This window comes from Algibacter aquimarinus (genome assembly GCF_039543265.1).
GTDB classification, from domain to species: domain Bacteria; phylum Bacteroidota; class Bacteroidia; order Flavobacteriales; family Flavobacteriaceae; genus Algibacter_B; species Algibacter_B aquimarinus.
Genome location: NZ_BAABJK010000007.1, coordinates 237,192 through 262,920 on the forward strand (window position 1 = coordinate 237,192; position 25,729 = coordinate 262,920).

The following is a 25,729-nucleotide window of genomic DNA, read 5'->3' on the forward strand; positions in this document are numbered from 1 at the left end:
GGCAATTACTAATATATTTACTCTTGTTTTGAGGGTAAAATCCAATTACTGTGTTTAAAATAATGCCATTCAACATTAGCCAAATCTATTTCAGAATTTATTAGCTTCTTATACGGTTTACCATTCACACTAAGATTACATTTAACAAATACTGATATATCTTCTCCTTTAGATTGATACTCTTTTTTTAAATATTGAGAAAATTGCCATATGGCATCTGGTTTTGAAGCTGCTAAACGTTGCTGCTTTTTTGTTAAATAATCATCCAAATTAACTTTAGTGGTTTTACCAGTATTTCTATTTTTTACCTCGTAAGTGGCATAACCGCTTTTTAATCTTAACATCATTCGCCATGACAAACGATGTCCTTCTTCTGTCCAAAGCACACTGTCTTCTATAAAATGGTGCCGTAATGGTAAACATATTTGGATTAAAAAGTAAATTGAAAACAATACAACTAAAGGCTTTTTATAACTTGAAATAATAATTTCTTCTAATTTGTAAAAGGGCTTCTTTTTTAAAAATATCTTCTGAATTGTTTCGGGTTCAAAAAAGAATAAAGTGAATGCCAATGATAAATAAGGGAAAATGCCTATTTGAAAAACAATTGAATTAAATAAATGAAAAAATATAGAAATAAAGAATATATACTTTCTAGTTGGTTTAAATAATAACAAGGGTATTACTAAACCGTCAAACAAAATACCGCCATATGCTAGTATATAATGTATCCATTTTTGTTGAAGAAATTCCCCAACTATAGCATAATTCCTTTTTCCTTTCATTAATAATTCAATCACTGTAGTATCTAACCAATCTGGATATATTTTAGCTACAGAAGCATAAGTGTAAACTATAAAAAGTTGAATTACAAAAACCCATTTACACCAATTAGGCATAGATATAGATTTAATATTTGGATTTAGCTTAGCATCAATTGAAGCATACTTATGAGCAGGTAGAAATATCATAATAAAACTCAAGAGCATCAACAAGTAATAATGATTATTGTAAGATGCTTTCTGCATTAAATAGGTAGCAGACCACATAATTGCAAAACACAACATACTAAATCTGTACTTATACCCTAGCATTATAAATAGTCCAAAAAAGCCCATTACAGCATAATAAACATACATACCATTTCCTGGTAATGGCTGCAAAAAATCTAATCCAATAAAATTAAAAGTGAATTTTGGGTCGACTAAAGTCATTTTAACCCAGCCTGTTATAATAGCTCCAACAGATTCTAAAAAACAAAGAAGTCCAAAAATAATACGGAAAACTATTAACGAAGAATTATCAATATGTTTAAATAACCATTTGTTAAGCATGGTGGTTCTCTATATAGTCAAGAGCTGTTTTTTTATCTTTATTTAATTGATTTTTCAACGCATCAACTGATTCAAATTTTTGCTCTTCACGAATATGTTTAAGCAAATTAATTTGAATCTTTCTACCATAAATGTCTTTATTAAAACCAAAGAAATGAACTTCAATAGTTTCTTCATTACCATCAACAGTTGGATTCTCGCCTATATTCATCATTCCAAAATACAACTTGTTCTTTATTTTTGAATTAACAATATAAACGCCTTGTTTTGGGATGAGTTTATAATCTTCTTCAATTAAAATATTGGCTGTAGGAAATTGTAATGTTCTACCCAAGCCCTTACCTTCTACAACAGTACCATTAAGCATAAAATTGTACCCTAAAAATTTATTTGCTCTCATTATATCCCCATCTTTTAGTGCATTTCTTATTTTTGTCGAGCTTACGGCTACGTCATTAATCTCTTGCATCGAGATTTCCTCAACCTCAAAATTAAACGTTTCTCCAAAGGTTTTTAAATCATTAATATCGGCATTTCTATTTCGTCCAAATCTATGATCATAACCGATAATAATTTTTTTTGCTTTTAGTTTATCAACTAAAATTTGTTTTACAAAATCTTCAGCGGATAGCCTTGAAAAATCTTTAGTAAACTTTTTTATTAGTAAGTAATCTAAACCTAAATCGTCTAAAATTTGGCTGCGTTCATCAATTGTATTAATTAATTTAATATTTGAATCCTTTTGAAGAACCATTCTTGGATGTGGAAAAAAAGTAAGAATTACAGATTTCAAATTTTCTGTTTTTCCAGTATTTATAAGTCGTTTAATTATTTGTTGATGCCCAATATGAACCCCATCAAAAGTACCAATGGTAATTACAGTAGGTTGTACAGATTTATATTCTTCAATGTTTTGAACCTTGCTCATAAAAGCAGTAAATTGCTAGTCTAACTAAAAAAAACTAGATTTGTTATTATAGTTTAATAAAATGCCCTGAATAATTTTATGAAAACAAAGCTACATTATGTTTTAACAATTTCCATGTTTTTAGTTGTATTTTCCGCTTTTGGGCAAAACAACTTTTTTGTTAAAGTAGATCGTAATGATTCTGACCAAATATCAACCGAAAGCTTTCAGGATGTTGATAATGAGGTTATATTTGAATTTGATTATAAAACCTTATCCGAAAAACTTTCTGCAACAAGTAAAACAAATAGCTCTAAAGAAGCCTCTAGTTTTGTTTTAAGTTTTCCTGATAGTAAAGGCGTTTTCGAAAAATACATAATCAAAGAAGCATCAGTTATGCATCCAGATTTGCAGGCAAAATATCCTGAAATAAAATCTTATGTTGGTTATGGTGTCGATTCTCCTGAAGCTTATTTTCGTTTTAGTTTATCGCCTTACAATGGATTTTCTGGTATTATTTTGGGAAAGGATAATGCTGTTATTTTTGAGCCTCACACAAAAAATCAAATTAGAGTAATTAATAAATCAAACCTTGAGGCAAATAGTAGCTTTAACTGTTTAACAGAAAACAGTATTTTGAAGGAAATATTAAAATCTAGTTTAAGTATAAAAGATGCTGATGATAGTATAAAAAGAACGTACCGATTAGCATTATCTGTTACTGGAGAATATGCCTCTTTTCATGGAGGTACTCTAGCATCTGTAAACGCGGCTATAAATGCTACACTAACAAATATAAACGCCGTTTTTGAAAACGACTTTAACACCACATTACAATTAATTCCTAACAATAATTTAATTATATACCTAAATTCAGGCACCGACCCTTACACGAGTTTATCTAATTACGACAATCAATTAGCCAACACATTAGACACTGTAATTCTAGAAGCTAATTACGATATTGGGCATTTGTTAGGTGGCATTAATGACAACAACAATAACCCTACAGGTGATGCAGGTTGTATTGGATGTGTTTGTAATAATGGAGGTTCTGTAGCCACAAGAAATCATAAAGGTTCAGGGTTTTCAACAGGATCATCACCTATTGGATTCAATTTTGATATTAACTATGTTGTACATGAAATTGGGCATCAATTTGGAGCTACACATACTTGGACTCATGGTGGAAACGAAGGAACTAATTCGCAAATGGAACCAGGAAGTGGTACAACAATAATGGGTTATGCAGGAATTACGGCATCTACCAATGTTGAAGTAAATAGCGACCCTTATTTTCATGGCATTTCTATCCAGCAAGTTACCAATTACATTAAAGGTACCTCATGTGCCACAACAGTTAATACAGGGAATAATACTCCTACGGTAAATGCAGGAAGTAATTTAACACTCCCTATTGGTACAGCGTTTAAGTTAGTAGGAACAGCTAGTGATATTGATGGTGATGATTTGACATATTGTTGGGAACAATTTGACGAAAATAATGCGTTAACAACATATCCAAACCCAAACTCAACAGATGCTAATTCTGTATTATTTAGGTCCTACCCACCTACAACCAATAACACAAGATATTTCCCAAAACTTTCAGACTTAAAATTCGGCATCAACACCACACAATGGGAAAAAATTCCGTTAACAAATAGAACTGCTGATTTTAGACTAACTGTAAGAGACAACAAATTAGGAGGCGCTAATAACAACCATGATGACATGCAGGTTACTTTCAGCACATCTTATGGCCCATTTGAAGTAACTTCGCAAAATAGCCCCAGTATTTTATGGAATAGCGGAACTAATGAGACCATTACTTGGAATGTAAATAACACAAATACTCTTCCAGGAGCTTCTAATGTAAATATTTTACTTTCTACCGATGGTGGTTTAACCTATAGCCCTATTGTAAATAATATTCCAAATAATGGAAGTTATAATTTAACCGTACCCAATACACCAGCGCCGTATTGTAGAATAATGATTGAACCTACAAACAATAATTTTTTCGCAATAAACTCAGACGATTTTGCTATTGACTATACAGTTAATACAACCTGTAGTCAGTACAATTCTGCTGCTGCTTTAGGTATCACAATTACAGATAACGGTGATGCTTTTACTCAAAATAGTATAATAACTATTCCAGATGCCACTACCATCTCTAATTTAAAAATTGGTGTTGATGTTACGCACGACTATATTGGCGATTTAGCCTTAGCTGTCTTAAGTCCCAGTGGAACACAAATTTTATTAAAATCTTCAAAAGATTGTGATGAAGAAGATAATATAATTGGTGTTTTTGATGATAATGCAATAACGTATAATTGCTTTAATTCTGGAACTGGCATTGCGTCAAAATCCATAAGAGAGTTGCTTTCTGGTTTTAATGGCGAGAACTCTTCTGGTAATTGGACTATTCGTTTAGGTGACTTTGCCGGTGGAGATGTTGGAACTTTAAATTCGTGGTTTGTAGAGCTTTGTGAAACCACCGAAACACCATTAAATATTGAAGAATTAGATTTAGCTGATTTTAAAGTTTTTCCAAACCCAAATACAGGAAAATTCATTATTAAAGCAGATAAAACATTTACTGACACTCTAAATATTCAAGTTTTCGATTTAAGAGGACGATCTATTTACAATAAAGTCTACGCTCTAAACAATAAAACATTTGACGAAGAAATTACTTTGAATAGCATCCAATCTGGAATGTATATTTTAAATATAGAAGATGGTAATAAAAGTGTTTCTAAAAAAATAATTATTAAGTAAAACGCAATAAAAAATTGTAAATAGCTTATTTTCCATTAAACGTATTCATAGTATTATTCACCCCAGATAAAACAAACGACTTTATAAGTTCTACAGATATTTCTAAGCGCTCATCCAAGGTTGTATTTTCTTCTTCTGTCCATTCGCCCAGTACATAATCAATTTGTCTGCCCTTACTAAAAGCATCGCTAATACCAAATCTAAATCGGTTATACTTTGTGGTATTTAATTTATCTTGAATATCTTTTAAACCATTATGGCCTCCATCGCTTCCTTTAGTTTTTAATCGAATACTTCCAAAGGGTAAGTTTAAATCATCAGTAATAACGAGTACATTTTCTAAAGGAATTTTCTCTTTAGTCATCCAATATAAAATAGCTTTCCCACTTAAGTTCATAAAAGTACTTGGCTTTAAAAAAATTAGAGTTCTTCCTTTAATTTTATAAGATGAAACATCACCTAGTTTTAGAGTTTCAAAGGATATATCTGCTTTTTTAGCAAAAAAATCTAATATTTTAAATCCAATATTATGTCTTGTGTTTTCATATTTTTCTCCAATATTTCCTAAGCCTACAATTAAGTACTTCTTCATATTGTCCTCTTGTATTTTATCTTTTCTAACAAATAATTTATTTAAAAACTGCCACATTCTTCCTTCTTATTTTTGTAAAAATAAAAAAGCATCCTGATAATTCAGAATGCTTTGTATTTTAATACCTAAGAAAAATTTATTCCTCAGCTGTAGCTTCAGCTGCTGGTGCATCTGCACTAGCTCCTTCTGCTCCTTCTTCACCTTCAATTTCTTCATCTTCATCATCATCATCAACAATGGCTGTTCTTGCTGTTTTTATTTGGCAAACCACTGTATTATCAGAATGTAAGAATGTGTAGTTACCATCTGGTAAATCTCCAACTGCTACTTTATCTCCAATTTTAAGAGGCGTAATATCTATCTCTATAAAATCTGGTAAGTTAGCAGGAAGTGCTTTAATACGTAATTTTCTGTTATTTCTTCTTAAAACTCCACCGTTTTTAACACCTCTTGAATTACCAACAAGTTGAACAGGAATATTTAATGCAATTTCTTTATCCTCGAATAACTGATAGAAATCTATGTGTAAAATTCTATCTGTTACTGGGTGAAATTGAATGTCTTGAAGCACTGCATTTAAAACTTCACCACTATCTAAATTAATCACAACTGTATGCGCATTAGGCGTGTATACAAGTTTTGAAAAAGCTAATTCTGGTGCTGAAAAGTGCACTGGCTTATCTCCTCCGTATAATACGCAAGGAACCTGACCAGCATTACGTAAGGCCTTTGTTGCTTTTTTGCCCACGCTTTCTCTTTGAGATCCGTTAATTGTAATTGATTTCATTTGTTTATATAAATAATTTAATTAATACTCTTTTTTTAACGTGACTTACATCACGAATTTTGAACTGATTGATCTGTTATGATGAACTTTGTCCATAACCTCTGCAAATAAATCTGCACAACTTAGTACTCTTATTTTATCACTTTTCTGTGTTAAAGGAATAGAATCTGTAACTATTAATTCCTCTAGCTTAGAGTTCTCTAGTCTTTCATAAGCATTACCTGATAAAATAGGATGCGTACAAATGGCTCTAACACTTAAAGCACCTCGTTCCATCATTAAATCTGCTGCTTTTGTTAATGTTCCAGCAGTATCAACCATATCATCCACTAAAACTACATTCTTGCCAGTAACATCTCCAATTAATTCCATATGAGATATAACATTAGCTTTTGCTCGTTGCTTGTAACAAATTACAACATCACTCTCCAAAGCTTTTGAATAGGCGTATGCTCTTTTAGAACCACCCATATCTGGTGAAGCTACTGTTAAGTTTGGTAAATTTAAACTTCGTAGGTATGGTAAAAATATGATGGAAGCGTATAAATGATCTACTGGTTTTTCGAAAAAACCTTGGATTTGGTCTGCGTGTAAATCCATGGTTATTATCCTTGTGGCTCCTGCTGCTTCTAACATTTTTGCTACCAATTTAGCTGCTATTGGTACACGAGGTTTGTCTTTTCTATCTTGTCTTGCCCATCCAAAATAAGGCATTACAGCAGTAATGTGTCTGGCAGATGCACGTTTAGCGGCATCAATCATTAACAACATTTCCATTAAATTTCTTGGTTCAGGATGTGTTGATCCAATAATAAAAATTCTAGTACCACGGATAGATTCTTCATACGAAGGTTGGAATTCACCATCACTATAAGTTGACGTGATAACCTTACCTAATTCTGCTCCAAAAGCTTTGGCAATTTTCTCACCCAATACCATACTTTGCGTACAAGCAAATATTTTAGCTTCAGTTTTTACAACACCCATGGTTAACTAGTTGTTTTATAGTATTTAAAAAGACTGTTTTTTTAAACGAGGTGCAAATTTAGACATTTATTTCTACCTAAAAAGTATATTGGCTAGTATTTTATAGCACTATATCGAAAAAAACTATATTTTTGCAGTCCAAAATTGCTCAAGTGGCGGAATTGGTAGACGCGCTGGATTCAAAATCCAGTTTCTTCGGAAGTGTGGGTTCGATTCCCACCTTGAGTACTAAAAAAGGATAACTTAAAAGCTATCCTTTTTTTATACCACGATTTGTTTAGTTATTTCAATAACATTTCAGGCGTAGCAACAGTTCTAAACCCAATATGTTCTGATGAAGAGTCTTTACTGGTTCCCATTCGGGATGACACTCTATAACTAGCACAGTAAGAATCGCTACATAAAAAAGAACCTCCTTTTATTATAACTTCCTGTAAGTAAGGGTTATTTGGATTATATGCTTTATCTGCTCCCTTCGGATTAATAACGGCTTCACCTGTATCTGCTAATTCCTTGTAATAATTTAGGTTATACCAATCTTTAGTAAATTCCCAAACGTTTCCAGCCATTTCATAAAGCCCGAATGTATTTGGCGGATATGTTTTTACAGGTGCTGTTCTTTCGTAACCATCTTGTAAAGTATTAGTTACTGGAAACTCTCCTTCCCAACTATTAACCCATTTAGATAATTGAGACCTATCATCTCCCCAAAGATAAACGGTGTTTTTCTGATTTCCTCTGGCTGCATATTCCCATTCTGCCTCTGTTGGCAAACGCCTTCCAGCCCATTTACAATAGGCTACTGCATCTTCAAAACTAATATGAACTACGGGGTAATCATCTTTACCCTCAATAGTAGAATCTTTACCATTTGGATGCCTCCAATTTGCACCAATAGTCCATCGCCACCACTGTGAAAAATCATATAAATTAGGCACAGTAGTCTCTGTTTTTTTAAACATAAGGGATCCTGGTTGTAAAATAGAATCATGAGGTTTTGGCGTTCCTTCAGGAAGTTGTTTTTTCATTTCTTCCCAATCAATTTCTCTTTCTGCAGTGGTTATATAGCCTGTTTCTTTAACAAATTTCTTAAAATCTCCATTTGTTACTTCTGTAATATCCATAAAAAACCCATCAACACTTACGGGGTGTTGTGGTTTTTCGTGCCCCATTGCTTCTTTATCTTGTGGCACTGCACCTTGTAAAAACGATCCGGCAGGAATCCAAATCATTCCACTTGGAGGGTTAGCAATTAGACTATCCTTAACCTCAGAAGTATAAGTATTTGAGTTTATTGTCTTATCTAAAACTTCAGTATTTTGTTTCTCTTCAATTTCAGTTTTCTCATTATTATCTTTACATGAAAAAACTAAGGCAAAAACAAGCAATAAAGTTGTAAAAAGATTTATATTATTCATTCGCATTTTCAAAGTTATTTTTTCAAAAGTATTTATTAATTGCTACATAAACTATATAATGTGCCTTAAAGTATTTAACATGTAATATCTATTTTCTTAACTTAAGGTTTTAATTACCTTTGCATAACTTAATACATGAGTTTATGATTTATTCAATGACAGGTTACGGAAAATCTGTTTTACAACTACCAACAAAAAAAATTACAATTGAACTTAAGTCTTTAAATAGTAAAAATCTAGATTTAAACGCTAGAATGCCTTCTATTTACAGAGAAAAAGAACTTACTATAAGGAAGTTACTTGCCGATAAGCTTGTACGTGGGAAAATCGATTTTTCTATATATGTTGAAGCCACTGCAGAGGACACATCGACTCAAATAAACACGCCTGTAGTAAAACAATACATGAAACAGCTTCAAGAAGTTGTTAATAGTGACGATTTAGAATTACTAAAAATGGCTGTTCGTTTTCCTGACGCTTTAAATACGGTTCGTGAGGAAATTGACGAAAACGAATGGAAAACCATTGAAAAAGAAATAAACACAGCTACTAAAGATTTAGTAAACCATAGACTAAACGAAGGCAAGGTACTAGAAGAAGACTTCAAGAAAAGAATACATTCTATTGAAAATATTCTTGAGCAAGTTATTGCAATGGACCCTGAGCGTGTAGAAGGTGTAAGAGAACGACTTAAAAAAGGGGTTGAGGAATTAAGAGAAAAATACGATGAAAACAGGTTTGAACAAGAGCTTGTTTACTACATTGAGAAGTTTGATATTACCGAAGAAAAAGTGCGCTTAAAAAACCATTTAAATTATTTTTCAGAATCTATGAATTCAAAAGATTCTAATGGTAAAAAGCTAGGTTTTATAAGTCAAGAAATGGGTAGAGAAATTAATACCATCGGCTCTAAAAGTAACTATGCACCCATGCAACAATTGGTAGTTCAGATGAAAGATGAGCTAGAAAAAATTAAGGAACAATTATTGAATGTTCTCTAATTAAAAAGAATAATTAGTGACTAAAACAAATAAAAAACAAGGCAAACTCATAGTATTTTCAGCACCATCTGGTTCTGGAAAAACCACCATTGTTAGGCATTTACTTCAACTAGAAAATTTAAATTTAGAGTTTTCAATATCAGCTACTTCCAGAGAACAACGAGGCGAAGAAATACACGAAAAAGACTATTACTTTCTTTCTGCAAAAGCATTTAAAAACAAAATTAAAAATGATGAGTTTTTAGAGTGGGAAGAAGTATATCGTGATAATTTTTACGGTACCTTAAAAACAGAAGTAGAGCGTATTTGGGCTAATGGCAAAAACGTTATTTTTGATATTGATGTATCTGGTGGACTAAGAATTAAACGAAAATTTCCTAAAGAAACCCTCGCTATTTTTGTTAAACCACCAAGTATAGACGAGCTAAAAATAAGGCTTAAAAAACGTAAAACTGAAAGCGAAGACAAAATAAATATGCGTGTTGCAAAAGCATCTGCAGAGTTAGCTACTGCACCTTTATTTGACACTATTATTGTAAATGACAATTTAGAAAACGCCCTAAAAGAAGCTGAATTTTTGGTTAGTAATTTTTTAAAATCTTAAAAATTAATAATGAAGATTGGTCTGTATTTTGGTTCTTTTAACCCTATCCATATTGGGCATTTAGTAATTGCAAATCATATTGCAGAGCATAGCGATTTAGATCAAGTTTGGTTTGTTGTAACACCCCATAACCCATTTAAAAAGAAAAGTAGTTTACTTGATAATTATCAGCGTTTAGAAATGGTATATCGCGCTACAAAAGATTACACAAAACTTAAACCTAGCGATATTGAATTTAACTTACCACAACCAAGTTATACAGTAAATACATTGGCACATTTACAGGAAAAATATCCTGATTACGAGTTTGCATTAATTATGGGTGAAGACAATTTAAAGAGTTTTCATAAATGGAAAAACTATGAAATTATCATAAAAAACCACCATCTTTACGTATACCCAAGAATATCTGGCGGTAATGTTGAAACCCAATTTCATACTCATCAAAAAGTTCATTTTATTGATGCGCCTATTATGGAAATTTCCTCTACTTTTATTAGAAACTCAATCAAAAACGGTAAAAATGTAAAGCCTTTGCTCCCCGAATTTGTTTGGGAATATTTAGATGAAATGAATTTTTATAAATAATTAAGGCGCCGCAAGCATAAGGTTTTTATCATTAAATTTGTAGTAAACCTTATTATTTTGAAAAAAACAAGAAGAACATTTCTACAAAGTTTAGCTTTAACTCCACTTATATTAAGCTCTGGCAAACTCCTAGCATTAAATAACGAAAAAGACTTCCAATTAAAAAAGAGAAGAGTCCAGTATAGCATCAATGCCTATTCATTTAACTCGATGCTAAGAAGTGGCGAAATGACTTTTTTTGATATGATGGATTTCTGTGCAGAATTAGGAATGGATGCCGTAGATTTAACAGGTTATTATTTTTCTTCCTATCCAGAAATACCACCAAACAAAGAGCTATTTGCGCTAAAAAGAAGGGCACTTGATTTAGGTTTAGATATTGCTTGGACTGGTGTAAGGAATAATTTTGTTACACCTGATGTTAATATTAGAAATACTGATAAAGAGCTTATAAAAAACTGGTTAGAAATCTCTTCAAAACTTGGTGCTACAATTATGAGGGTGTTTACCGGTAGAAATAAATCTGAAGATTTCTCAAAAGATGAGATAAAAGAATGGCTTGTTAAAGACTTTAAAACTTGCGCTAAATATGGTGAGGAACTCGGTGTTATTGTAGGCTTACAAAACCATGATGAGTTTTTATTTACAAGTGATGAAGTAATTGATATTATTAAACGTGTGGATTCTGAATGGTTTGGTCTTATTTTAGATTGTGGGAGTTTACCATCTGATGACCCCTATAAAGAAATTGAAAAATTAGCACCTTACGGCAATTATTGGTTTGTAAAAGAGCATGTCAAAACCAAAGATAGCACTAAAGTTCCTGCTGATATAGTTAAAATTGCATCTATCATAAAACAATCTAATTTCCAAGGCTATGTGTCATTTGAAAGCCTCTCAGAAGGTGACCCAAAAGAGATTATAAGTGACATGTTTAATACATTTAAAAAAGCTCTTTAGCAAAAACTAACTTATACCATAAAAGAAACCGTTTAAAGCAGTTGCTCTAAACGGTTTCTAAACTAAATAACCAACCAAAATTATTTTACTCTTGTATTTTCTCTAGGATTTTCAACTCTTGCCTTTTTAAACTTTCGTTTTTTATCAGCTTTTATATTTGTTGTTTTATCACCTTCTTTTGTATTTGCTGTTTTTAAGAATTGTATGTATCCTCTACCAACAAACTCGTAAACTGTTTCAGATGAAGGATGAAATAACTCTATCTTTCCGTCATTTATAACGCTCAATTCAAAATATTCATTGTCCAGAGAATCATAATCTAATGTTAAAGTTTTCAATAAATCATTTCCACTAATATTACCAACTCCATAAACTCCGGTATAATCCCATAAAATATTATTTACGTTAAGCCCATTATTATCTTGCGAACTTCTAAATTCAGAGTCGTTTCCTCCTGCTAAAAACTGTAAATAATTTTCATTATCAAATTCATTTAACACACCAAACTCACTAGTAAAAGTTTTTTCCCAAGCTTCATATTCCTGTAAGAAATAATGAATATTATCGTAGAACACAAAATCGTAATCAAAATTGCTTCTTTGGTAACCATCTAAAAAGTAAGATGTGTCGTTGTTTGGGTTGTATAATTCAATAGTATTATTGTCTATTTGGAAAACGTCAAAAGTTTCAAAACCGTCAATATCATGAGATACATCTAAAACCATATTGTAAGCATCATATTCTCCAATATCGATTCCAAATCCATCACCATTATCACCCAAACCAACTATATTATTGTTTGCATAAACTACACCGTTTATAAAAGAAATTGTGAAAGCCTTTTGTAAAAATGGAGTTTCTCCAAAACCTTGAGTTGAATTAATATCAACATACCATAACTCGTGCGAGCTTAATAATTGATTTACTGTAATTCCTGGTTCAACAAAATCATCAACTATAACTTCTGTATAACAAGAAGTAAAAAGTGTTGATATTAATGTAAAGCTTAAAAGTAATTTTATAGTCTTCATAATCATCCATTTTAGGGTTTCTGTTTAAGTAATTCCAAAAGGCGTGCCAAAAATTAAATTGATAAGAATTTAGCGACGCTTAAATGATTAATTTTTTATGTATTTTTGAGTAATAAACTATTTAGTTATTTATGGATAAACCTTTAAAATATGCGGTTTTTGGTGCAGGAAGTTGGGCAACAGCAATTGTAAAAATGCTTTGCGAAAATTTAGATGAAATTGGTTGGTATATGCGAAGTGTTTATACTAAAGAACATTTATTACGCGAGCAACATAACCCAAATTATTTAAGTTCGGTAGAGTTTCATTTAGAGCAATTAAAACTTAGTAACGATATTAATGACATTGCAGAATATGCAGATGTTTTAATTTTTGTAATCCCTTCAGCATTCATTCATAGCGAATTAGAAAAACTAAATATTGACATCTCTCATAAAACAATTGTATCGGCCGTTAAAGGCATCATGCCAGAAACTGGACTTTTAGTAGGCGAACATTTTCATGAAACTTATAACATTCCTTATGATAATATTGCTGTAATAGCCGGTCCTTGTCATGCAGAAGAAGTCGCTTTAGAGCGTTTATCTTACTTAACTATTTCATGTTCAGATGCTGAAAAAGCAAAAGCTATTGCCGAAAATTTATCTAGCGATTACATAAAGACAAAAATAAGCGATGATATTATAGGTGTAGAATACGCTGTAATGCTTAAAAATATTTACGCTATTGCTGCTGGAATTGCACATGGTTTGGGTTATGGCGATAATTTTCAGAGTGTTTTAATGAGCAACGCCATTAGAGAAATGAAACGCTTTATAAAGAAGCGCCATAAAATGAAACGGAATATTAATAACTCGGCATATTTGGGCGATTTATTGGTTACTGGGTATTCTGTATTTTCAAGAAACCGTATGTTTGGTAACATGATTGGTAAAGGCTATACCGTCAAATCTGCTCAAATGGAAATGAGTATGGTTGCTGAAGGATATTATGCTACAAAAAGTGCACATTTACTTCATGAAAAAAATGCTAAAAAAGCACAAATTCCTATTATAAATGCTGTTTACGAGATTTTATATGAAAACAAAAACCCTAAAAAGGTTTTTAAAAGATTGACCGAGAGGTTAGATTGATTACTTAGCATTTAACAATTGGTTATTTAGAACCAATAGCTATTTAACCAAAACTCCCTTCACATCCATTAAAGGTAATGGTTGTAAAGCCTTTAAGTTAATTGTGTTTTTTCTAAACAAATAGGTTTTATCAAACATTTGGTTTCCTTCAAAAAAGGAAACTTTAAATGTGTTGTTTAGAGCAAATAACGCTTCTTGCATCAACTCAATTTTAGCATAACTTTTTTTAGGAAGCATATCTATTTTTTTTCTAAATATGGAAGTGGTTTTGTTTTCAGAGAAGCCACTTGTAACTATAATTACCATATCTAAATCAACATCTTTATCATTAATAATGTACGCATTCCAATCATGGGTTTTGTAAATTTTATTGTACTCGTTTACAACAGCAATGTAAACACCTTCAACTTTCGGAATTTTGATGTCTTTTTTCATTTTGCAAATATATCATTTCTGTAAATTTTGAAACTTGAATTTGCCAGTAAAAAGTATGAACTTCGTTTTAATATCAGATGTTAAATCGATTTAATATCTAGTATTTCGATAACATTAAATAATACTGCCCATTAATTAAGAATTTAAGCATATACTTAATTTGAAGCTTATCTTATTTAAGATTTTTGCAATATTCTTAATTAAGGAGTATCTTTGTTTAAGTTTATACTTAAATAAAAATGAAAACATTTAAATCTGGTAATTATATAAACCAAGGGACTTATAAGAGCTTTCAGCCTACTAAAATAAATCAAAAATGGACTATTGACGATATGGAGGTATTAAACCTCTTAAGTCAAGCAGACAGACAACTTGGAAGACTTGATATGTATTCTGAATACATTCCGAACATTGATTTATTTATAAGTATGCACGTCTTAAAAGAGGCAACTCAATCAAGTAAAATTGAAGGAACAAAAACTAACATAGAAGATGCTTTATTGGATAAAGAAGACGTAAATGATGAAAAAAGAGATGACTGGGAAGAAGTGCAAAATTATATAGAAGCATTAAATTCTGCTATTAAAAGTTTAGAAAAACTACCTTTTTCTTCTAGATTAATACGAGAAACCCATAAAACACTACTACAAGGAGTAAGAGGAAAGCACAAACTTCCTGGAGAGTTCAGGAGTAGCCAAAACTGGATAGGCGGAGCAAGCATTAATGATGCTACATTTATTCCACCTATTCATACTAGTGTTAATGAATATATGGGTGATTTAGAAAATTTTGCTCATAATGTTGAATCATTTTTTCCTGATTTACTTAAAATCGCATTAATACACTATCAATTTGAAACAATTCATCCCTTTCTAGATGGTAATGGGAGAGTTGGTAGATTAATGATTACATTGTATTTGGTTGAAAAAGGGATATTAAAAAAGCCTATTCTATACCTCTCTGATTTCTTTGAAAGAAACAGAATGTTATATTATGACAACCTAACAAGAGTTAGAGAGAAAAGTGATTTAAGTCAATGGTTCAAATTCTTTTTAGTTGGAGTAATAGAAACTGCTAAAAACGGAATAAATACATTTGATAGTATTTTAAAACTACAAAAAGAAATTGAAGTTAAACTACAAACATTAGGAAGTCGCTCATATAATGCACAATTAATTTTAAACCATCTTTACCAACGACCAATTATAGATGCGCAAAAAGTTAAAGAGTCAACAGGTTTATCTTCACCTTCTGTCTACAAATTAATTGAAGAACTCGAAAAACTTGAAATATTAACTGAAATAACAGGTGCAAAAAGAGGGAAAATTTATTTATTTAGAGAATACACTAAATTATTTAAATAAAAACGTTGTACAACCATTGCTATATATAATTGCTTGTTTTTGCCTACTTCAGAAAATCCTAACGGATTTTCAATTTGGTATGTAATTGAAAAATTATAAATTTACAGTGCAGATTTAAACTGCTCTAAAAACCTAACATCATTTTCACTTAATAAACGAATATCTCCTATTTGATGTAATAGCATGGCAATACGGTCTATGCCCATACCAAAAGCAAAACCAGAGTAGTCTTGAGAGTTAATACCACAGTTTTCCAGAACATTAGGGTCTACCATACCACAACCCATAATTTCTAACCAGCCTGTACCTTTAGTAATTCGGTAATCTATTTCCGTTTCTAATCCCCAATACACATCAACCTCAGCACTTGGCTCTGTAAACGGAAAGTATGACGGACGTAAACGTATTTTACTCTTTCCAAACATCTCGGTTGTAAAATGCTGTAGCGTTTGTTTTAAATCTGCAAAACTTACATCTTTATCAATATATAAGCCTTCTACCTGATGAAAAAAACAGTGAGAACGTGCCGATATAGCCTCGTTTCTATAAACTCTCCCCGGAGAAATTGTACGAATAGGTGGTTTGTTATTTTCCATATAACGCACTTGCACAGAACTAGTGTGCGTGCGTAACAATATATCTGGGTCTGTTTGGATAAAAAACGTATCCTGCATATCGCGTGCGGGGTGATATTCTGGTAAATTTAATGCTGTAAAGTTGTGCCAATCATCTTCAATTTCAGGACCTTCACTCACATTAAAACCAATGCGCGAAAAAATATCTATAATTTGATTTTTTACTATTGAAATAGGATGACGAGCACCAATTTCTATAGGTTCGCCTGGGCGAGATAAATCGCCATAAATACCTTTTACTTCTTCTTTACTTTCTAACTCTGTTTTTAAGGCATTCACCTTTTCTTCAGCAGTTTTTTTAAGTTTATTTATAGTTTGACCAAACTCCTTTTTTTGGTCGTTTGCTACATTCTTAAACTCAGCAAAAAAGTCGTTTAATAATCCTTTTTTACCTAAATATTTTACACGAAATGCTTCAACCTCTTCTTTAGATTGGGCTTTGAATGCTTCTGCTTCTGCTATAAGTTGGTTTATCTTTTCTATCATGACATCCTAAAATGAAGGCAAATTTACTATTTTTTACGTGAATTGCGTTAGGGATTGAGGTATTGTTGAAGCTCTTTTTGTGTTGTTGCACCTATGCAACACAAAAAAGCGACTACCGAAAGCCCGACCCTTGTGGTAATGCCCCTAACTATTTTAATTAATATACTCGGTTTCTATAAAGTAGTTTACAATGGCTTCTTTCATTAAAACAGATTGCTCACCTGCTTTTAAGTGCGGTAGGGTTTCAAGGGTTTTGTAATGCGGCCAGCCTTCATCATCCACAAAATCGAGCTCGTAATAGCCATAAGGCGCCAAAAGCTTACAAATGGCAATGTGCATGAGGTCTAGCTTTTGGTCTTTTTTAAACGTTCTGTCTAACTGACCCAGTTCTTGAACACCAATAAGGTAAATTATAGCATCAAGATCTAATGTGTCTCCATCTGCAAATTGATTGGATAATTTTTTTACTACTAAATCCCAGCGTTCTTTTAATTGTTCGTCTCTTGCCATAATAATTTCAAAGCAACAAAGTTAATAAACCTAAGTGTTAGTATTATTTTATATTTGTTTAAAATCTAATAATTATGGGGGTTATTGATATTGTTTTAGGAGCATTAATTTTACTTGGGCTAGTTCGTGGGTTTATGAAAGGGCTTTTTGTTGAAGTGGCTTCATTGGTGGCGTTGGTTGCAGGAGTTTATGGCGCCATCCATTTCAGTAATTTTGCCGCCGAATTTTTACAAACCAAAACAGAATGGAATGAAAAAACCATTAATATTACTGCTTTTGCCATAACCTTTGTTGTTATTGTTTTAGCTATTGCATTTGCTGGAAAAGCACTTACTAAATTAGCTAATTTTGCTGCTTTAGGTATTTTAAACAAACTACTTGGAGGTGTTTTTGGCGCACTAAAAATCGCTCTAATTTTAAGTGTAGTACTTAATATATTTGATAAATTTAATAATACAGTAACGCTTTTAGATGAAGACACACAGGAAAATTCTGTACTCTATAAACCCGTAAAATCTCTAGTACCCATGATTTTCCCAAATTTATTACAACCCAAAAAAGATTCTAAAGAAGACACTACAGCTTAATAAGCTTCCATCCATTCAAAGAATTCTTTATATACATTATCTTTTTCTTGCCTTACATAATCTAAAAATGCCAAAGCTACTGGTGATAAATTTTTCTTTTTAAGCCAAATAAGTTTCCATGTAGATTTTAATGGTAAATCTTTTACTGGAATAATTTTGAGTTCATTTTGTAAAAGCTCATTCTTAATACTTAATAACGATACGATAGACATTCCAATATCTGCAACCACTGCTTGTATTATGGCTTCATTAGTAGTTAATTCTAACTTTATTTTTGGTTTAATGGCTTCTTCTGCAAAAAACTGTTGCATGGTAAAGCGTGTACCTGAACCTTCCTCCCTATATATTAAAGGAATTCTACTAAATATAGATTTGTCTTCAACCTTTTTAATATCTAGATCATGGCTTGATGCTGCCACAAGGTGTAGCTTGTTAATCATTAAAGGCTCTTCCTCAAGCTCTAAATGCTGGGGACTAACTGTTACTAATGAAAAATCAACCTCGTTTTGCTCCAAATCTTTAATCACATTCGTTTTGTTTGATACGTCTAAAACCAAATCAATCTGAGGATGCTGTTTTAAAAAACCTCTCAAAAAATAAGGCATCACGTAGTTTCCTGTTGAAACTACTGATATTCTTAGCTTACCAGATAACAAGCCTTTAAAAGCCTCAGTCCTATATTCTATGGTGCCTACTTGATTTAAAATAGATTCTGCTATTTCATAAATTTCCATCCCAAAATTGGTAACATATAGTTGCCTGCCTAACACTTCTGTAAGTGGGATATCAAACTGATCTTGAAAATTTTTAAGTTGTATAGATGCAGCTGGTTGGGTCATGTTCAACTCCTCTGCGGCTTTAGTAATACTCTTATTTTGAACAATAACAGTAAAAACTCTTAGCTGGTGTAATGTAAAATTCATAAATAATACTTATGCTTTGAATAACAAATTTAAATAAAAATATATGGATATGCTAGTGTAAATTTGCCCAGATTTAAAACTAACCTTATGAATATTGATGTACTTATTAGCAATTTAACTAACCCCGTACTTTTGTTTTTCTTACTTGGTATTATTGCAACATGCTTAAAAAGTGATTTGAAAATTCCTGAAAACTCCTCTAAATTTATTTCACTTTATTTGCTTTTTGCCATTGGATTTAAAGGCGGACAAGAACTATCCCACAGTGAATTTAACTCAGAAATTTTATACTCAATCATTTTTGCTGTGTTACTTTCTAGTATTGTACCCATTTATACCTTCTTTGCTTTAAAGAAAAAAGTTGGTGTACCAAACGCAGGAGCCATAGCCGCTGCATACGGTTCGGTAAGTGCAGTAACCTTTGTAACTGCAGTCTCCTTTTTAGAAAATCAAGGTATTAGCTTTGGTGGCCACATGGTAGCAATTATGGCTATTATGGAATCTCCAGCTATTATTGTTGGTGTAATTTTAATTATGCTATATGATGCAAATAAAAAATCTAGTGAAAAGAAATCAATAGGCGCTTTAATAAAACATTCACTCACCGGCGGAAGTATATTAATGCTTATAGGTAGTTTAGTTATTGGGTTAGTTGCAGATGCTACTCAGGCAAGAGGTATCGAGCCTTTTACAACAGATATTTTTAAAGGCTTTTTATCATTATTCTTATTAGAAATGGGTATGGTAACCGCAAAACGTATTAAAGGATTTAAACAATATGGTTTGTTTCTATTCGCCTTCGGGATTATTATACCTTTAATTAATGGTTTAATTGTAGCTTACTTAAGTGGCTTTATAACTGAAAGCGATGGTAACAGATTACTATTTGCCATACTAGGTGCAGGAGCTTCTTACATTGCAGTTCCCGCTACCATGAAACTCGCAGAACCTAGAGCCGATGCAGGTATTTACATCCCCATGGCTTTAGGTATTACCTTCCCTTTTAATATTACTTTAGGTTTACCCATTTATTATGCCTTTATACAAATGACATAAATTGAAAAAGAAAATTGAATCAAAAAAGCCATCAAAAGTTTTATATTTTGATGGCTTTTTAATTAATATATAATAAAATTTTTGTTTTGGGCGTTACCCAAAGGGTCGGGCTTTTCACTATATCTTTTTTGCAGAAAAAGCAAAAAAGGATGCCGTTTCAATCCCTAACGCAATACCAAATAAAATTCAACTCTATATTCTTATAAAGTAATTTTTGCAAGCTCTTAATCTAAATCTAAAGTAAAAATATCATCTAAATGTTGTGCACTATCCATTGATACTTTTAAATCGTGAATAATACCATCTTTTAAGTCATAAACCCAACCATGTACCTCTAAGCCTCTATCATCTTTCCATGCTTGCTGTACTATAGATGTTTTAGCTAAATCATAAACTTGAGCCTTTACATTTAACTCTACAAGTCTATCAAAACGCTCTTTATCATCGTCTATTTTTTTAAGCTCTGTTTTATTGTCTTTATATACCTCTTTAATATTTCTTACCCATTTGTTAATCAACCCAAGAGATTTGTTTTGCATTGCAGCAGCAACTCCACCACAACCATAATGTCCGCAAACAATAACATGCTTTACACCTAAATGATTTACTGCATAGTCTAGAACACTAAGCATATTCATATCTGTATGTACTACCATGTTTGCTATGTTTCTATGTACAAATAACTCACCTGGATGCGTTCCAGTAATCTCATTTGCAGGAACTCTACTATCTGCACAGCCTATCCATAACACTGGTGGTTTTTGACCTTTAGACAAATCTTCAAAATAATTTTTATCTTTTTGGGTCATATCCTTTACCCACTCCTTATTATTTGCTAATAATTGATTATAATATGTATTTTTCATATTTAAATTTTTAATTAGTTAATTAATATTCTTTTTTATCCATAACATACATGCACTAAAGTTATCAAAAATTTGTTCTTCTGAAACTAAATCTGGAATAATATCAATACGTTCCATCATATATCTAGGCTGCTGTTGTAAACCAACAAACAGAATACGTTCATCATTTTTAGTAAGATCATAAAGCATATCTTCCATAGCATAAAGTCCAGATTGATCCATATATTCCATTCTATCCAATCTCAAAATTACAGTTTCTGCCTTATCTGGAAGTTGTGATTTAAGTTGTAGAAAATCTCCTGTAGAACCAAAAAATAATGGTCCATTAATGTGTTTAATAAAAATATCGTCTTTTAAGGTTTTAGGAAAATCTTTTTCATCCTCCCAAGGCTCTTCTTTTAAAAGCTTTACAGTTGATTTTTTACCCAAAGAGTCTCCTGCTTTTTTCATAAAAATCAAGGATGCTATTACTAAACCTATACCTACAGCATAAACGAGATTCCAAAATGTAGATAGCAATAAAACCACAAACATAATCAATACTTCAGAACTAAACTTAAGCGGCCCTATGGACATATCTTTAGGTAGACTTGGTATAGCTTTTAATCCTTTATAATCCATAACACCTATACCCACAGTAATAAGTATTCCTGATAAAACTGCAGCAGGTATCTTGGAAGCTATGGGACCTAATCCTAAGAGAATAATAAGTAATAATAAACCAGCTATCATTCCTGATAATTTAGTTTTTCCTCCAGATGAAATATTAATCACTGTTCGTATAGTAGCTCCTGCACCTGGAATACCTCCAAAAACGGAGGCTATACTATTTCCTATACCTTGCCCAACTAACTCTTTATTTGGTTTGTGCTTGGTTTTAGTCATATTATCTGCTACCACGCTAGTAAGTAATGAATCAATAGATCCTAAAAGCGCTAAAGTTAAAGCAGTAAATATATATGGGCTTATGTTTTGAAGCTGAAATCCTGTAAATATTTCCCAGTTTGGTAATGGAAGGCCACTAGGAATTTCTGCAATAGGTTGATAATTTAATTTTGCAACTATTGCTACAGTAGACATAACGACTAAAGCCACTAAAGTACTTGGAATTGCTTTGGTTATTTTTTTAAACCCATAAATTATAATTATGGTACCTAGTGCCAATAAAAACTCTAACCAATCAATATTTTGCAATGCCCTTGGGAGTATTTTTAAAGTCCCCCAAACACCTGAAGTTTCTCTAGAAGCAAGTACTTTGGCCTCATCTAAAATTTCTGCATTGTTTATCGATTCAACTTTAGACAAAGCACTGTGATAGTCTCTAATATCTAGTGCTTCATCTGGCTTTTTCGTTTTTATGTCATTAATGCTCCTATCGAATATAACCTGTTCTACATTTGGCTTAAACCTATCTACATAGTCACTATCTTCTTTTGAATAATACCCAATTGAAGGTAATATTTGAGTAACCAAAATAATAACACCAATAGCAGTCATAAAACCCGAAACTACTGGGTAAGGGATGTACTTTATATACTTTCCTAAGCCTAAGATACCCAATCCTATTTGTAATAATCCAGCCAATAAAAAAACAGTAAGTATTGTTGGTAGAGCCTTAGCGACGTCTCCATTATTTGCAGCAATGATACTAGCTATTACTACCATACTTACGGCAGTCATTGGTGCAGTTGGTCCAGAAATCTGCGTATTAGTTCCACCAAAAAGCGCAGCAAAAAAGCTAATAAAAATTGCACCATACAATCCTGCAGCTGGTCCTAGACCTGATGATACACCAAATGCTAAAGCAAGAGGTAATGCAATTATACCCGCAGTGATACCTCCAAAAGCATCTCCTTTAATATTAGAAAATATATTCTTCATTTTAGTATCAACTTAATCATAAACCCATTTTCGATTTTGGTCTGAGCTCAAAAAACTCTATAAAACTAGGTGGGTTTTCAACAACACCTCGTTTAGATATCAGTTTTATATCAATATTTCGCTCTTTTGCTTTTAAGGCGAAATCTTCTAGAATTTCAATGATATCATAATCCAAATATCTGGTATTTATTAAATCTATTTCTAAATATGAATCTGACGGAATATTATCTAATTCTTTTAGAATGGCTCCTTTGTTAAAAAATGTAACTTCTTCAGCTAAAGTCATTTTAATTTTACCATCATCAACATCTTCACCTTCTTTATGTAAAAAATGAGAGTTTTGGAAGCTTTTTAATAGAACAATAAAAATTCCAACTACAAGTCCTAAACCTATTCCCCATAGTAAGTCTACAAAAACAATCCCAATTATAGTAACTATAAATGGCACCCACTGCTTCCATCCTAAACTAAACATCTTCTTAAATGTTGATGGTTTTGCAAGTTTAAATCCTACTATAAATAGTACCGCTGCTAAAACAGAAAGCGGTATCATATTCAATAATTTGGGGATAATAATAACTGAAATTAGTAATAAAAAGCCGTGTATAATAGCAGACATTTTTGTTCTTCCCCCAGATTGTATATTTGCCGAACTTCTAACAATTACTTGAGTTATTGGCAATCCTCCAATTAAACCAGACAATATATTTCCAGTACCTTGAGCTAATAATTCTCTATTGGTTGGAGTAACATTTTTATGAGGATCTAACTTATCTGTAGCCTCAACACAAAGTAATGTTTCTAGCGACGCTACAAGTGCTATTGTAAAAGCCGTTATCCAAACATCCGCTCTAGTAATTGCAGCAAAATTTGGGAAGCTGAACTGACCCAAAAATCCACTAAAATCTTCTGGAACGGGAACTGATACCAAATGATCTTTAGTGATAGCAAACGTAGTATCTTGCGTGAAGACATAAAACAAAATACCCACAACAACAGCAACCAAAGGACCTTGCACCAATTCAAATATTTTTCCTTTATTTGATAAAACATTAGACCACAAAATTAGAATTGCCATAGCTATTATAGCAACTGTTGTGGCTCCTATACTTACATTCCCACTTATTAATGCATTAATAGCTTTTAAAAGTTCAGTTAAAGTATTTTCTCCATCTACTTGAAGAAAGGCAAAATCACCTTGAGGATCTTTATCCATTCCAAAAAAGTGAGGTATTTGTTTTAAAATTATGATAATTCCAATACCCGTTAGCATACCTTTAATTACAGAAGACGGAAAGTAATAACCAATTATACCAGCTCTTAAAAAGCCAAATAATAATTGGATGATACCACCTAAAACTACAGCTACCAAAAAGTTTTCGTAACCACCTAAAGCAGTAATGGCAACAAGAACAATAGCTGCTAAACCTGCTGCAGGACCACTAACACCAATTTTTGAGCCACTTAAACTACCAACAACAATTCCGCCAATAATACCCGCAATAAGGCCTGAAAATAATGGCGCTCCACTTGCTAAAGCTATTCCTAAACATAAAGGTAAAGCAACAAAAAACACAACTATACTAGCTGGTATATCGTTTTTTAAATATTTGAACATAAAATAAATAAGTTTAAACCATAGTTAATAGCTATGATTTCAATTATAGAAAAAAAATTAAAATGAATGTATTAAATTATGAAACTAATTTAGGAGGTGGAAAAGAAAGCTCGATATGAGGTATTTTGTAAGCATTAAAACAATATTCTAAACTAAATTCCTCAAAATCTTTAACATTACTTCTTATGGTATCTTTTTCTATTGAACAAATAAACTCTTTGTCAATATTTTTTTCTTGACTTTTCTCTTTTTCTTCCTCTGAAGTGTTATAAAACAAAGAAACATCTATTGAATCATCAAATGCAACAATTACTGTAGGCAGAACAATAATTAATGTAAATATTAAAGATAGTAAAACAGCTATTACGTTTTTAAACATTGTTTTTTAGTATTCAAAAAACTAAATATAATACTTATTTATTAAGCTTTTAAAACTCTTGCAAGAATTTTTATATATCCGGAAGTAATCCACACTGTTTTTCCATCGGAAAATTTCATTTTTATTCGAATAGTATATAGTTTTTATGCCATTTTTATCCTAAAAGTTTATTAAACCAACTCTCTTTTAATTTTGCTTTTTCTATACAATAATGGTAGCGGATTTATCATTTCTAAAATAACAACACCCCGTATAGCATAATAAATTATGCTATACGGGGTGTAAAAAAATGTTGTGAAAATTAATTTAAGCTGTTAATTCCTTTTTAGATTTTAAATTATAGTTAGCTATATTGTTTTTAAGTCCTAAACTATCTAGAGACACTTCTCCATTAGAATCTAAAACAGTCTTGTCTGTAGCTACAAAAACAACACCGTCATAATTTTTACGTACTAAACGTGCTATATTATTTCCGAGAAAGTTAAATTTTTCTCGCTTTCTTTCTCCTAGAATAATCATATCTGGTTGAGATGTTTTAATGTAATTTTCAATTACATTTTTTACATTCCCATATGCAAAAGCTGTCTTGATTTCGATATTATTATCTTCAGAAATCGGGTTTACTAAGTTTTCTATTCTTTTGTCTGTTTCTTTAGAAACCTCAGTAATTATCCTTAAAGCTGAAACTGGATCCTCTGCTTGTGCAACCTCTGTTGCCGATTTTGCATAAAAAAACTCAACATTTGCATCAATTTCATTAGCTAATTTAGCTGCATAGCTTAAAGCTTGAACCGATTTTTCTTTTAAATCTGAAAGCACTAATATTTTATACTTGTTGTTTTTCATAATGTTTTATT

At 31.7% G+C, this 25,729-nt stretch carries 25 protein-coding genes and 1 tRNA gene; 10 read left to right on the forward strand and 16 right to left on the reverse strand.

Annotated features, from left to right (window positions below):
- Positions 1–17 precede the first annotated feature (17 nt).
- Positions 18–1,334 carry an HTTM domain-containing protein gene (locus ABD939_RS12150; protein ID WP_345168982.1) on the reverse strand — a complete coding sequence of 439 codons (1,317 nt, stop codon included), beginning with the start codon at positions 1,332–1,334 and terminating at the stop codon, positions 18–20.
- Positions 1,327–2,262 (reverse strand): bifunctional riboflavin kinase/FAD synthetase, encoded by a 936-nt coding sequence (locus ABD939_RS12155; protein ID WP_345168983.1) that lies wholly within the window; start codon positions 2,260–2,262, stop codon positions 1,327–1,329. The genes ABD939_RS12150 and ABD939_RS12155 overlap by 8 nt, the downstream gene beginning before the upstream one ends.
- A gap of 78 nt (positions 2,263–2,340) precedes the next feature.
- Here ABD939_RS12155 and ABD939_RS12160 point away from each other — a divergent pair, with 78 nt between their 5' ends.
- Positions 2,341–5,031, forward strand: coding sequence for a zinc-dependent metalloprotease (locus tag ABD939_RS12160; protein WP_345168986.1), 2,691 nt, complete (start codon positions 2,341–2,343; stop codon positions 5,029–5,031).
- Between the two features lie 25 nt (positions 5,032–5,056).
- On the opposite strand, the gene pth is transcribed toward ABD939_RS12160, so the two are convergent.
- The 3 genes from pth to ABD939_RS12175 all read right to left on the reverse strand — a co-directional run bounded on the left by pth (position 5,057) and on the right by ABD939_RS12175 (position 7,397).
- The gene (gene pth / locus ABD939_RS12165; RefSeq protein WP_345168988.1) at positions 5,057–5,680 is read right to left on the reverse strand and encodes an aminoacyl-tRNA hydrolase; all 624 of its coding nucleotides are present in this window, start codon (positions 5,678–5,680) and stop codon (positions 5,057–5,059) included.
- Positions 5,681–5,759: 79 nt separating this feature from the next.
- Positions 5,760–6,410: a 50S ribosomal protein L25/general stress protein Ctc gene (locus ABD939_RS12170; protein WP_345168989.1), complete on the reverse strand. Its 651-nt coding sequence runs from the start codon at positions 6,408–6,410 to the stop codon at positions 5,760–5,762.
- 45 nt (positions 6,411–6,455) lie between these two features.
- Positions 6,456–7,397, reverse strand: coding sequence for a ribose-phosphate pyrophosphokinase (locus ABD939_RS12175; RefSeq protein ID WP_345168990.1), 942 nt, complete (start codon positions 7,395–7,397; stop codon positions 6,456–6,458).
- Between the two features lie 146 nt (positions 7,398–7,543).
- Here ABD939_RS12175 and ABD939_RS12180 point away from each other — a divergent pair.
- Positions 7,544–7,625 (forward strand) — tRNA-Leu (locus ABD939_RS12180).
- 53 nt (positions 7,626–7,678) lie between these two features.
- Here ABD939_RS12180 and ABD939_RS12185 read toward each other — a convergent pair.
- Entirely contained in the window at positions 7,679–8,821 is a 1,143-nt protein-coding gene (locus ABD939_RS12185) for an SUMF1/EgtB/PvdO family nonheme iron enzyme (protein WP_425550289.1), read from the reverse strand.
- Positions 8,822–8,958: 137 nt separating this feature from the next.
- On the opposite strand from ABD939_RS12185, the gene ABD939_RS12190 reads away from it, so the two are divergent.
- From ABD939_RS12190 to ABD939_RS12205, 4 genes are read left to right on the forward strand one after another with little or no spacing between them, the layout of a single operon-like run.
- A complete protein-coding gene (locus ABD939_RS12190; protein WP_345168994.1) occupies positions 8,959–9,816 on the forward strand; it encodes a YicC/YloC family endoribonuclease in 858 nt (285 codons plus the stop codon).
- A 16-nt stretch (positions 9,817–9,832) separates the two neighbouring features.
- Entirely contained in the window at positions 9,833–10,420 is a 588-nt protein-coding gene (gene gmk / locus ABD939_RS12195; RefSeq protein ID WP_345168996.1) for a guanylate kinase, read from the forward strand.
- 9 nt (positions 10,421–10,429) lie between these two features.
- On the forward strand, positions 10,430–11,008 hold the full coding sequence (nadD, locus tag ABD939_RS12200) for a nicotinate (nicotinamide) nucleotide adenylyltransferase (protein WP_345168998.1): 579 nt from the start codon (positions 10,430–10,432) through the stop codon (positions 11,006–11,008).
- Positions 11,009–11,065: 57 nt separating this feature from the next.
- Positions 11,066–11,968 carry a sugar phosphate isomerase/epimerase family protein gene (locus ABD939_RS12205; RefSeq protein ID WP_345169001.1) on the forward strand — a complete coding sequence of 301 codons (903 nt, stop codon included), beginning with the start codon at positions 11,066–11,068 and terminating at the stop codon, positions 11,966–11,968.
- Between the two features lie 80 nt (positions 11,969–12,048).
- On the opposite strand, the gene ABD939_RS12210 is transcribed toward ABD939_RS12205, so the two are convergent.
- A complete protein-coding gene (locus ABD939_RS12210; protein ID WP_345169003.1) occupies positions 12,049–12,999 on the reverse strand; it encodes a nicotinic acid mononucleotide adenyltransferase in 951 nt (316 codons plus the stop codon).
- A gap of 131 nt (positions 13,000–13,130) precedes the next feature.
- Here ABD939_RS12210 and ABD939_RS12215 point away from each other — a divergent pair, with 131 nt between their 5' ends.
- Positions 13,131–14,132 (forward strand): NAD(P)H-dependent glycerol-3-phosphate dehydrogenase, encoded by a 1,002-nt coding sequence (locus tag ABD939_RS12215; protein WP_345169007.1) that lies wholly within the window; start codon positions 13,131–13,133, stop codon positions 14,130–14,132.
- A gap of 39 nt (positions 14,133–14,171) precedes the next feature.
- Here ABD939_RS12215 and ABD939_RS12220 read toward each other — a convergent pair whose 3' ends face one another.
- The gene (locus ABD939_RS12220) at positions 14,172–14,567 is read right to left on the reverse strand and encodes a hypothetical protein (RefSeq protein ID WP_345169009.1); all 396 of its coding nucleotides are present in this window, start codon (positions 14,565–14,567) and stop codon (positions 14,172–14,174) included.
- A gap of 239 nt (positions 14,568–14,806) precedes the next feature.
- Between ABD939_RS12220 and ABD939_RS12225 the strand changes: the two genes are divergently transcribed.
- Positions 14,807–15,931 carry a Fic family protein gene (locus ABD939_RS12225; RefSeq protein WP_345169010.1) on the forward strand — a complete coding sequence of 375 codons (1,125 nt, stop codon included), beginning with the start codon at positions 14,807–14,809 and terminating at the stop codon, positions 15,929–15,931.
- Between the two features lie 101 nt (positions 15,932–16,032).
- On the opposite strand, the gene pheS is transcribed toward ABD939_RS12225, so the two are convergent.
- Both pheS and ABD939_RS12235 read right to left on the reverse strand, forming a co-directional pair.
- Positions 16,033–17,052, reverse strand: a complete 1,020-nt coding sequence (gene pheS / locus ABD939_RS12230; RefSeq protein ID WP_345169013.1) for a phenylalanine--tRNA ligase subunit alpha — start codon at positions 17,050–17,052, stop codon at positions 16,033–16,035.
- 153 nt (positions 17,053–17,205) lie between these two features.
- Positions 17,206–17,562 (reverse strand): hypothetical protein, encoded by a 357-nt coding sequence (locus ABD939_RS12235; RefSeq protein WP_345169015.1) that lies wholly within the window; start codon positions 17,560–17,562, stop codon positions 17,206–17,208.
- Between the two features lie 74 nt (positions 17,563–17,636).
- Between ABD939_RS12235 and ABD939_RS12240 the strand changes: the two genes are divergently transcribed.
- A complete protein-coding gene (locus tag ABD939_RS12240) occupies positions 17,637–18,149 on the forward strand; it encodes a CvpA family protein (protein WP_345169017.1) in 513 nt (170 codons plus the stop codon).
- Here ABD939_RS12240 and ABD939_RS12245 read toward each other — a convergent pair.
- Positions 18,146–19,072, reverse strand: a complete 927-nt coding sequence (locus ABD939_RS12245; RefSeq protein WP_298341082.1) for a LysR family transcriptional regulator — start codon at positions 19,070–19,072, stop codon at positions 18,146–18,148. The genes ABD939_RS12240 and ABD939_RS12245 overlap by 4 nt on opposite strands.
- Positions 19,073–19,159: 87 nt before the next feature.
- On the opposite strand from ABD939_RS12245, the gene ABD939_RS12250 reads away from it, so the two are divergent.
- Positions 19,160–20,128 (forward strand): sodium-dependent bicarbonate transport family permease, encoded by a 969-nt coding sequence (locus ABD939_RS12250; RefSeq protein ID WP_345169020.1) that lies wholly within the window; start codon positions 19,160–19,162, stop codon positions 20,126–20,128.
- 224 nt (positions 20,129–20,352) lie between these two features.
- Here the strand turns inward: ABD939_RS12250 and can are convergent, their stop codons facing one another.
- From can to ABD939_RS12275, 5 genes are all read right to left on the reverse strand, one after another.
- The gene (can, locus tag ABD939_RS12255; protein ID WP_345169022.1) at positions 20,353–20,994 is read right to left on the reverse strand and encodes a carbonate dehydratase; all 642 of its coding nucleotides are present in this window, start codon (positions 20,992–20,994) and stop codon (positions 20,353–20,355) included.
- Between the two features lie 18 nt (positions 20,995–21,012).
- Positions 21,013–22,875 carry a SulP family inorganic anion transporter gene (locus ABD939_RS12260; protein ID WP_345169024.1) on the reverse strand — a complete coding sequence of 621 codons (1,863 nt, stop codon included), beginning with the start codon at positions 22,873–22,875 and terminating at the stop codon, positions 21,013–21,015.
- Between the two features lie 16 nt (positions 22,876–22,891).
- A complete protein-coding gene (locus tag ABD939_RS12265; protein WP_345169026.1) occupies positions 22,892–24,493 on the reverse strand; it encodes a SulP family inorganic anion transporter in 1,602 nt (533 codons plus the stop codon).
- Positions 24,494–24,569: 76 nt separating this feature from the next.
- Positions 24,570–24,872, reverse strand: coding sequence for a hypothetical protein (locus tag ABD939_RS12270; protein ID WP_345169028.1), 303 nt, complete (start codon positions 24,870–24,872; stop codon positions 24,570–24,572).
- 306 nt (positions 24,873–25,178) lie between these two features.
- Entirely contained in the window at positions 25,179–25,718 is a 540-nt protein-coding gene (locus tag ABD939_RS12275) for a universal stress protein (protein ID WP_345169030.1), read from the reverse strand.
- Between the last annotated feature and the right edge of the window lie 11 nt (positions 25,719–25,729).

Excerpts from the sequence above, each read along its gene's own strand:
- ABD939_RS12245 (WP_298341082.1), bottom strand. The coding sequence starts at position 19,072 with ATGAATTTTACATTACACCAGCTAAGAGTTTTTACTGTTATTGTTCAA.
- pth (WP_345168988.1), bottom strand. The coding sequence starts at position 5,680 with ATGTGGCAGTTTTTAAATAAATTATTTGTTAGAAAAGATAAAATACAA.
- ABD939_RS12250 (WP_345169020.1), top strand. The coding sequence starts at position 19,160 with ATGAATATTGATGTACTTATTAGCAATTTAACTAACCCCGTACTTTTG.
- ABD939_RS12275 (WP_345169030.1), bottom strand. The coding sequence starts at position 25,718 with ATGAAAAACAACAAGTATAAAATATTAGTGCTTTCAGATTTAAAAGAA.
- can (WP_345169022.1), bottom strand. The coding sequence starts at position 20,994 with ATGAAAAATACATATTATAATCAATTATTAGCAAATAATAAGGAGTGG.
- ABD939_RS12175 (WP_345168990.1), bottom strand. The coding sequence starts at position 7,397 with ATGGGTGTTGTAAAAACTGAAGCTAAAATATTTGCTTGTACGCAAAGT.
- ABD939_RS12190 (WP_345168994.1), top strand. The coding sequence starts at position 8,959 with ATGATTTATTCAATGACAGGTTACGGAAAATCTGTTTTACAACTACCA.
- ABD939_RS12240 (WP_345169017.1), top strand. The coding sequence starts at position 17,637 with ATGGGGGTTATTGATATTGTTTTAGGAGCATTAATTTTACTTGGGCTA.
- ABD939_RS12210 (WP_345169003.1), bottom strand. The coding sequence starts at position 12,999 with ATGAAGACTATAAAATTACTTTTAAGCTTTACATTAATATCAACACTT.
- ABD939_RS12235 (WP_345169015.1), bottom strand. The coding sequence starts at position 17,562 with ATGGCAAGAGACGAACAATTAAAAGAACGCTGGGATTTAGTAGTAAAA.
- ABD939_RS12155 (WP_345168983.1), bottom strand. The coding sequence starts at position 2,262 with ATGAGCAAGGTTCAAAACATTGAAGAATATAAATCTGTACAACCTACT.
- pheS (WP_345169013.1), bottom strand. The coding sequence starts at position 17,052 with ATGATAGAAAAGATAAACCAACTTATAGCAGAAGCAGAAGCATTCAAA.
- ABD939_RS12150 (WP_345168982.1), bottom strand. The coding sequence starts at position 1,334 with ATGCTTAACAAATGGTTATTTAAACATATTGATAATTCTTCGTTAATA.
- ABD939_RS12260 (WP_345169024.1), bottom strand. The coding sequence starts at position 22,875 with ATGAAGAATATATTTTCTAATATTAAAGGAGATGCTTTTGGAGGTATC.
- nadD (WP_345168998.1), top strand. The coding sequence starts at position 10,430 with ATGAAGATTGGTCTGTATTTTGGTTCTTTTAACCCTATCCATATTGGG.
- ABD939_RS12160 (WP_345168986.1), top strand. The coding sequence starts at position 2,341 with ATGAAAACAAAGCTACATTATGTTTTAACAATTTCCATGTTTTTAGTT.
- ABD939_RS12215 (WP_345169007.1), top strand. The coding sequence starts at position 13,131 with ATGGATAAACCTTTAAAATATGCGGTTTTTGGTGCAGGAAGTTGGGCA.
- ABD939_RS12220 (WP_345169009.1), bottom strand. The coding sequence starts at position 14,567 with ATGAAAAAAGACATCAAAATTCCGAAAGTTGAAGGTGTTTACATTGCT.
- ABD939_RS12265 (WP_345169026.1), bottom strand. The coding sequence starts at position 24,493 with ATGTTCAAATATTTAAAAAACGATATACCAGCTAGTATAGTTGTGTTT.
- ABD939_RS12225 (WP_345169010.1), top strand. The coding sequence starts at position 14,807 with ATGAAAACATTTAAATCTGGTAATTATATAAACCAAGGGACTTATAAG.
- ABD939_RS12270 (WP_345169028.1), bottom strand. The coding sequence starts at position 24,872 with ATGTTTAAAAACGTAATAGCTGTTTTACTATCTTTAATATTTACATTA.
- ABD939_RS12185 (WP_425550289.1), bottom strand. The coding sequence starts at position 8,821 with ATGCGAATGAATAATATAAATCTTTTTACAACTTTATTGCTTGTTTTT.
- ABD939_RS12170 (WP_345168989.1), bottom strand. The coding sequence starts at position 6,410 with ATGAAATCAATTACAATTAACGGATCTCAAAGAGAAAGCGTGGGCAAA.